This window comes from Caballeronia sordidicola, assembly GCF_002220365.1.
Classification (GTDB): Bacteria; Pseudomonadota; Gammaproteobacteria; order Burkholderiales; family Burkholderiaceae; genus Caballeronia; species Caballeronia sordidicola_C.
Genome location: NZ_MTHB01000045.1, coordinates 22,396 through 28,501 on the forward strand (window position 1 = coordinate 22,396; position 6,106 = coordinate 28,501).

Here is a 6,106-nt window from a genome sequence, read left to right on the forward strand (position 1 = left end):
CCGTCAACACAACACCCATATTACCGAGTCGCGGAAAGTTCTCTATCGCTGGCACCCATGGTACGGACGTACGGTGCTGATCTTCAATACGGTGGAGAAGAACGGCGAGATCGTTCTGCGCTGCGCACTCGATCCACTCGAGACGGCGCGTGTATCGGAGGTGCCGCTGTGGATGTTCGAACCGGTTGCCTGTTGTCACGTTACTTCCGCAATTTCTCCCGTCGTCACCTGTGAGGCGCTACGCGATCTGAAGGGCGTTGTTGCAAAAATCGATGGTGCAGGCGAGCGTTCACCCGCGATCCTAACTTCATGAGATACGCACGGATTGCGGGCGTGCAAGTGTGACCATGTGGTTGATGATGCCAACACGGATGGCGATCTCCGTCGCTTGCGAACCAATGCAGCGCGCCGAGAGACAATTCCCTGTGAGCGTTTTAAAGCGGTACATCGTATTTTCGATCAGCGAACGTCGGTGGTAGCCGCTGCGCCTCTTCCATTCGTCTCGGCCGTCTCGCGCAATACCGTTGATGGCTTCATTTCGCCAGCTTCCTCCGGGTATGCTTTCCGACCAAGGTTTCGCGCCCTCGCGCGGCGGAATCGACGGCGTAGCGCCGCGCTCGGTGATCGCCTTATGGCACTGCTTTGTATCGTATGCACCGTCACCGCCTATCGTATCGATGGGTTCATCGACAGGAATCTGCGCCAACAAACCGGGCAATGCACTGGCGTCGTCGACATCCTGATGCGTCATCAGTGCCGCGCGTATCTGACCCGTCTTTACGTCCAGTCCCAGATGGACCTTACGCCACGTGCGCCGTTTAGAATAGCCGTGCTTGCGCACCTTCCATTCGCCTTCGCCGTAAAGCTTAACGCCCGTGCTATCGACAACCAGATGGACCGGTTCCCCGCTCGACATCTCGGGCAATCTCACCTGCAGGTGCTGTGCGCGGCGGCTCAGCGTCGTATAGTTGGGCACAATCAGATTTGCAAACGCAAGTTCACGAAGGCTTTGCACAAAGCCCTGAACGGCTCGAAGCGTCAAATGATAAACGTGCTTAAGCGTAAGCACGGCCTGAATCATGGCGTCCGAGTAGACCTGCGGCCTACCGCGTTTGACAGGCCCCGCTTCGCTCCCAGTCATGAATGCGCTTTCGTCAATCCACATAGTCAAGCTGCCTCGTGCGATCAGCCCCGCGTTGTACTCCGACCAGTTCCTGACTCGATAAACGCCTTTCGGCCCGAGGCTCTTGCGTTCGTCCTTGCGCATCTTCCCGCCAAATATCGAGAATCTACGCAGTTCCTCATCGAGTTAACAGAGGCAGTGCCAAGACCGTTGCGCGTAAACGTCATCTCTGCACCGATCTCTTTATTGCAACAACGCCGATCTGAAGCGCTTGCTCGCTGATACGTCGCTTGCCGCGCAAGCGAATATGGTACAAGCCGAGCACCATCCTTTGCTCCTTACCGGAGGTGCTGATGCGACGCGCGACGAGCCCACGACCGGGCGATCAACTCGACCTGTTTCATCCTTACCCGAAGACACCGCAGTGGACGCACTTGCCACCGGAGGTACGGCAGCAGACGATGCGCTTGCTGGTGCAATTGCTGCGGCAACACCGACGCGGGCTGTACGCCGCCGCACTCCAACAGGAGGTGTGCGATGAGTGACAAGATCCAGGCGCAGCATCTGGCGCGCAAGGCGATGCTGTATGTGCGCCAGTCGTCGGCTTACCAGGTCAGCCACAATCTGGAGAGCCAGAAACTGCAGTACGCGATGCAGGATCGTCTGCACCAGTTGGGCTGGCACGAGGTTGAAGTAATAGATGAGGATCTGGGCCGCTCTGCAGCTGGCACGCAGACACGCTCGGGTTTTGAACGGATGGTGGCAGAGGTCTGTCTTGGGCGCGTTGGCGCGGTTGCCGCTCGCGAGGTTTCGCGATTCGCGCGCAACAGTCGCGAGTGGCAGCAACTGGTCGAAGTTTGCCGTGTCGTCGATACCGTCCTGATCGATCAGGAGACCGTATACGCGCCACGGCTAAGCAATGACCGTTTGCTGCTTGGATTGAAGGGCAGCCTCAATGAATACGAACTGGATCTTCTGCGTCAGCGTTCGGTGGAAGCGCGCCGCGAGAAAGCCAGACGCGGCGAGCTCATCATCACGGCGCCCGTCGGTTATCGCAAGACCGAAGACCAGCGCCTGGAGAAGGATCCGGATTTGCGTGTGCAGGAAGCCATCCGTTCAGTGTTCCGCCAGTTCGCCGCGATTGGTTCTGTACGCCAGACTTTACTATGGTTTCTGGAGCACGGCCTGCAGTTGCCGGCGTGCACACCGCGCGGCGAGATCCACTGGAAGCGGCCGTACTACGGAACGGTGTACCAGATCCTGACCAGCCCGGTCTACGGTGGCGCATATGCCTATGGCAAGACGGAATCTACGATCTACTACGAGGGCGGAGAACCGCGCAAACGTGACCAACGCAAACCACGAGATCAATGGTTGGCGCTGATCCCCAATGCTCACGAGGGATACGTTGATTGGGATGAGTTTGAACGAATCCAGCGCGTGATCCACGCCAACGTGCGTCTTGGCGGGCAGGCAGGTGCTCCCAAGAACGGCGAGGCGTTGTTGTCGGGGCTATTGCGGTGCCGGCGGTGTGCGAGCAAGCTGACGCTACACTACACGGGTAACCAGTATGACGCCTTGCGCTACACCTGTCATCGGGCGTGGCTCGACAAAGGGCAGCCTCGCTGTATCGCCTTCGGCGGTACACGCGTGGATGCGGCCGTTGCCCAGGCGGTCTTGCGCGTAGTCCAACCTGCAGCAATCGAGGCGGCGATCGTGGCGCGTGAAGAAGAGGTCCATAAGCATGACGAAGTACTGGCTGCATTGCAGCGCGATCTGCAAGCGGCCCGCTATGCAGCGCAACGCGCGCAAAAGCAGTACGACGCTGCTGATCCCGACAACCGACTCGTCGCCGACGAGCTGGAGCGGCGCTGGAATGATGCGCTAGTGCGCGTGGAGGAACTGGAATCGCGAATCGGGCAGCAGTCGTACGCATCCGGCCAACTCCCGCCTGCGCAACCTGAGGAGTTCACGGAACTTGCCACCGCGCTGGAGTCGATCTGGCCGCACGCCGATGCTCGCTTGAAGAAGCGCATTGTGCGCACATTGATTCACGAAGTCGTCGTCGACGTCGACGACACGGCAAGCGAGATCGTACTCGTCATTCACTGGAAAGGCGGCGTCCATACAGAAGTCCGCGTACCGCGACGGCGCCGAGGCCAGAACGCCACTCATACATCCCCGGAAGCAATTGATGCCGTGCGCCAGCTCGCACGCATCTGTCCGGATTTGTTGATTGCCAGCGTGCTCAATCGCAATGACCTGCGCACCGGTCGGGGTAACTTCTGGACTCAGGAGCGCGTTACCTCGTTGCGCAGCCACCATCAAATCCCCGTCTATTCGAGCGAGCGGCGCGCGGCCGAAGGATGGATGAATCTGACTGAGGCCGCGGCGTTCATCGGCGTGAGTCCCAAGACCCTCAGGCTCGCAGTCGAGGGCGGCGACATCACGGCAGAACATCCGTTGTCCAATGGGCCATGGATCTTCAATCGTAATTCACTGAACACCATCGCTGTCACCGAACTCGTCGCGCGCACTCGCGCCCGGCGCGGACGCCCCGAAATACCAACGGCACAACAGGGCTCTCTAGATTTATCAACGACATAGCGAGGTTGGGCATTATGAAACATACTTGTATAACCGCCAACGGCGCCACTCACGCCTAGGTTATGTTCCGCCCGCGTTGTTTGCTGAAGCGTTTAGCAAAAAACAACAGGCGGCTTAAGAAAAGAGTGTCCGCTGTTGACAGTACACCTCAATGGGTAGTCGAACGTACTCATGCCTGGTTCCACAATTTTCATCGTCTCCGAGTCCGCTACGAGCGACTCGCCATGATTCACGAAGCTTTCTTGAAGTTCGCCGCTTGTTTAATCTGCTGGAATACCCTTCAGCGATCCACGTCGGCTTTTTGAAACCGTCTCTTAATATCGAAACCAGCTGAACACTGGATTGGTGGCGAATGTTCGAGCCCCGAATGGCAACGTTCTTCCGGAAGGTATCCGGTTATTCCACATACGCGGGATTCCTCGCAGATCCCGCCCGCGCATACGCATTTCTCGTCGCCAAGGTCGCGAAGTGCACGCGCACCATAGCGCCTGCCGAGGAACTTGATCCACCTGAATCGGGCAATGTCACTACGTACGACCTACTTTACGACGCCATCGGACGAGCACGCCCTGCGACAAGCGTTATCGTGCAATAAGCGGAAATGATCGCTGAACCGCTTGAGCTCTATGCAACGCTTGAACGTTGCATGAGTTATCCAGGTCCGTATTTACTGGAGGTCCGAGTTTCCGCAGACATACCGCCACTGCTCTAGCAGGTCGCTGAAATACCGACTACGAATGTCATCGCGAACGCAGCTGAGAGCGTTTAATAAAGACCCCTACTGCCTGAAGAGATCATGCGCGGCAACGACACGTTTACCGAGAGTTTGTTTTCCGTGCGCAAGCTGGAAGACTTCGTTCCAAGCGCGCATCCACTGCGCTCGATTCGAGTAATGGCGAACGATGCGCTTGCAAAGATGGACCGGCTGTTCGCCAGGATGTATGAGGCCGACGTCAAAGGCGGACGCCCGAGCATTGCGCCGGAGAAGTTGCTGCGAGCTATGCTGCTCCAGGTGCTATTCAGCATCCGCTCGGAACGTCAACTTATGGAACAGGTGCAATACAACTTGCTGTTCCGCTGGTTCATTGGCTTGGCAATGGATGACGTGGTGTGGGTGCCCACGGTCTTCACCAAGAACCGCGAGCGGTTGATTAAGCACGACGCGGTAATCGAGTTCTTCAACGAAGTGGTGAAGATCGCCGGGAAGAAGGAACTGCTCTCGGGGGAGCATTTCAGCGTGGACGGTACGTTAATTCACGCCTGGGCAGGCCACAAGAGTTTCGTACGTAAAGATAGTGACGATCAGAACAACGAGGGCGGTGACGACAAGGGCGACTTCAAGGGTAGCAAACGCAGCAACGAGACGCATCAGTCCAAGACTGATCCTGAAGCGCGACTTTATCGTAAGGGGAAGACCGCCAGTGAATTGCGCTACATGGGCCACACGCTCAGTGACAACCGCCACGGTCTGATCGTCAACGCGCGCGTCACATGCGCTGACGGGCATGCTGAACGCGAAGCGGCCAAGGTCATGCTTAACGATGCACGGCAAGCAATTGACGATGATCGTGTCGAAATCACGGTGGGCGCGGATAAGGGTTATGACGCGCAGGAATTCATCGAAGCTTGCCAGGAGATGAAGGTAACCCCGCACGTGGCACAAAACACCTCGGGACGGCGCTCGGCTGTCGCCGACACAATCGCAGCGAGTGTGGGCTATGCCATTTCTCAACAAAAGCGCAAGTTAATCGAACAAGGCTTCGGGTGGGTGAAGACCGTGGGTCGTATGCGTCAGGTCACGGTACGGGGGCTGAAGAGGGTTGACCAAATGTTTGTTCTGAACATGGCCGCCTACAACCTCGTGCGCCTGCGCTCATTAGGACAAGTCCGCCTGTAGAGGCAAATTAGGCAACGACATAGCGCGGAAACGATCTACGCCACGCCGAAGACGTCGGTATTAGCGCACGAAATTTCGCAATGTAAAAATCACGACATTTGTCGCTCAGGTCGAGGGAACAATCGTCTTTTCATGGCTGTATTTCCGCAGCCTGCTAGGCGGACCACTTCCGCTTGAATTTAAAGGCCAAGCCCGCTTAGAAACGCATCGATCTGCCGCTCGAACCGCGGCCGGTTGTAATCCACTACCGCCATGCGCCACACGCCTTGCAAATAGGTCGTGATGACTTGCGCAACTACGCGCGGGTCTAGTGCTGCATCAAGTATTCCTTTATCCTGATCCTCGCGCAGACGCTGGGCAACACGGGCATCGAAATGTTTCATGCCTTGCTCAACGCGTTCCCGCAAGTCGGGCTCCGCCAGGACTTCCTCGCTCGTCATCGCGGCGAACATGCAAAGACGAGAGGGTGTTTGCGGGTC

The 6,106-nt window shown here is 57.5% G+C and carries 7 protein-coding genes; 5 read left to right on the forward strand and 2 right to left on the reverse strand.

All coding sequences use genetic code 11. From position 1 onward, the window contains the following. Positions 1 to 73: 73 nt before the first annotated feature. A complete protein-coding gene (locus tag BSU04_RS07280; RefSeq protein WP_089159971.1) occupies positions 74 to 313 on the forward strand; it encodes a hypothetical protein in 240 nt (79 codons plus the stop codon). On the opposite strand, the gene BSU04_RS07285 is transcribed toward BSU04_RS07280, so the two are convergent. Next, positions 308 to 1,267 carry an IS5 family transposase gene (locus BSU04_RS07285; RefSeq protein WP_089159972.1) on the reverse strand — a complete coding sequence of 320 codons (960 nt, stop codon included), beginning with the start codon at positions 1,265 to 1,267 and terminating at the stop codon, positions 308 to 310. The genes BSU04_RS07280 and BSU04_RS07285 overlap by 6 nt on opposite strands. Before the next feature lie 209 nt (positions 1,268 to 1,476). Here BSU04_RS07285 and BSU04_RS07290 point away from each other — a divergent pair, with 209 nt between their 5' ends. The 4 genes from BSU04_RS07290 to BSU04_RS07310 all read left to right on the forward strand — a co-directional run bounded on the left by BSU04_RS07290 (position 1,477) and on the right by BSU04_RS07310 (position 5,627). Next, the gene (locus BSU04_RS07290) at positions 1,477 to 1,668 is read left to right on the forward strand and encodes a hypothetical protein (protein WP_089159973.1); all 192 of its coding nucleotides are present in this window, start codon (positions 1,477 to 1,479) and stop codon (positions 1,666 to 1,668) included. After that, positions 1,661 to 3,730 carry a recombinase family protein gene (locus BSU04_RS07295; protein ID WP_089159974.1) on the forward strand — a complete coding sequence of 690 codons (2,070 nt, stop codon included), beginning with the start codon at positions 1,661 to 1,663 and terminating at the stop codon, positions 3,728 to 3,730. Before BSU04_RS07290 ends, BSU04_RS07295 begins: the two co-directional genes overlap by 8 nt. Positions 3,731 to 3,792: 62 nt before the next feature. Then, positions 3,793 to 4,035, forward strand: coding sequence for a transposase (locus BSU04_RS46285; protein ID WP_089159975.1), 243 nt, complete (start codon positions 3,793 to 3,795; stop codon positions 4,033 to 4,035). Positions 4,036 to 4,526: 491 nt separating this feature from the next. Next, a complete protein-coding gene (locus BSU04_RS07310; RefSeq protein WP_089159977.1) occupies positions 4,527 to 5,627 on the forward strand; it encodes an IS5 family transposase in 1,101 nt (366 codons plus the stop codon). Positions 5,628 to 5,806: 179 nt separating this feature from the next. Here BSU04_RS07310 and BSU04_RS07315 read toward each other — a convergent pair. Continuing rightward, positions 5,807 to 6,106 (reverse strand): TetR family transcriptional regulator C-terminal domain-containing protein (locus BSU04_RS07315; RefSeq protein ID WP_373452803.1); only part of this gene is annotated, 300 nt, incomplete at its 5' end.